The 1,679-nt window shown below is 44.6% G+C and carries 2 protein-coding genes and 1 pseudogene; all 3 read left to right on the forward strand.

The window, feature by feature from the left end; translation table 11 throughout:
• A partial coding sequence (locus ACOTXT_RS22405) for a cytidine deaminase-like fold-containing protein (RefSeq protein WP_421625475.1) occupies positions 1–406 on the forward strand: 406 nt, incomplete at its 5' end.
• Complete coding sequence (locus ACOTXT_RS22410) at positions 396–797, forward strand: DUF6911 family protein (RefSeq protein WP_021242709.1); 402 nt, start codon at positions 396–398, stop codon at positions 795–797. The genes ACOTXT_RS22405 and ACOTXT_RS22410, both read left to right, overlap by 11 nt.
• Before the next feature lie 31 nt (positions 798–828).
• Positions 829–1,506, forward strand: a pseudogene (locus ACOTXT_RS22415) (hypothetical protein); the annotation flags it as partial.
• Between the last annotated feature and the right edge of the window lie 173 nt (positions 1,507–1,679).

The raw sequence follows: 1,679 nt of genomic DNA on the forward strand, positions 1-1,679 counted from the left end.
CCAAAATCAGCCACGAAGAGACGATTTTGGGCTGAAAATTGGAAAATTGAGCCACAGGACGTCGATAAAGGACGGTTTGGGGCGTCATATCGGGAGCTGCGGACCACTTAATCGCAACTTCCTTAACCAACCGGATAAAAATTTCCCAAATGGAAATATGGCTACCGCTCATGCAGAAGTTGGTACTATCCAACAAGCCTACGAGCAGGGTATGACAACGGGTCGTAGCATGGAAATGAAAGTATCTGGTAAGCCAGTTTGCGGTTACTGTCTCAGCGATATAAAAAGTATGGCTGAAAAATCTGGCTTGAAATCGCTTACTATTTTTGAAGAGAAAAGCGGAGATACTTTGTATTGGGAAAAAGGGATGAAAAAATTCACCAGGAACGAAACTTATGAAAGATGAGTTTGAAGTCGATTTCTATCTGTACACCAGAAACTCTTTTTCACGGGTTCGTGCCCCCAAGTGGAATGATGTAGAAGAATTCCTGATGAAATTGAGGGGGAATACTGGCGGTGTAAGACTCCGCATTGTCCCCGAACCTGATATTGGGCCGATGAATTTAGCAGTATCTACAGATGATGGCTTCTATCTCTTGACGTTACTAGAGTGCTCGGAATCTGATTTAACGGTTCGTTCCTATTGGGATAAATCGAAATCTGGTATGGAGAAAAAAATACAGATTTATGGGGATTACTGGCCTGAACGACAACTGACAAAAGATTTTGATCTTGTTGTCAGGGTCTTTAAAGAGTTCTTCGATATTGGCAACGTATCAACGAAACTTCTTAATTGATGTATAAATCCCAGACTACAGCATCACTTGTGGTGCTGTAGTTGTTGAGAATAATTTCCTTGGAACGGAAATCGATCAGGTTAAGGCAGCTCAAGCACATGGAGCTGATGTACTTTCATGCACCGATGCTCCAGGTGGTGAAGCCTGTAAGCGAGGCGAAGCCGTTAATAAAGCTTATGCTGGGGCATTAGCGACAGGTACTGTTGCTTTGCTGCCAGGTAGCGCTCAGGCCTTATGGGGATTAGGCGCAGGTGCTAATGCCGGTATCAACTATCTGTCTGATGGAACTATAGACCCAACAACAGCTGTTATCGGTGGCTGGGTTAACGTGATCAGTGCCGGGAATAGTATTGCAGGAACGATTGGCTGGAATGCGGCTGGAGGTGCATTAGGAAACTGGCTTGAAGGGAAAGACCCAATTTCTGGTGCGGTAGTAAATGGCGCAGGTTCTCTTGTGGGTTATGGCGTTGGCAACGGCCTTAAATGGGGAGTTAATGCTGGCGCTAACTGGTGGAAAGGTGGCTGGGATCCCAAGTTTAACGCCGAGTTGAGACAGTTTACTGAAGTAAAAGGAGATTATGGTCTTTCAAAAGAAATGAAACCAAGCAATGTCCCAAGCTCGATTGGTGACATTGGTGGTAGTATCTCGTCAGAACTTGGAGGTAAGTATACAGAGTATAAAATGAAGCAAGCAGGAGATGGCAAATGAAAATACTAAAATACACTCTTCCTTTGGTTTTTTTTATAGCATTTAGGGAAGGTGCGAATAAGTCCGAGATGTGAGATCATCGTGTTGTAACCTGAACCCAGAATGAGTAACCGGATGAGCCAGCAACTGACTTTTGCCGACAGTGAGTTTTCCAGTAAACGCCGCCAGACCCG

Origin of the sequence: Enterobacter cloacae complex sp. IR5422, from assembly GCF_049238165.1 — a bacterium.
GTDB classification, from domain to species: Bacteria; Pseudomonadota; Gammaproteobacteria; order Enterobacterales; family Enterobacteriaceae; genus Enterobacter; species Enterobacter roggenkampii.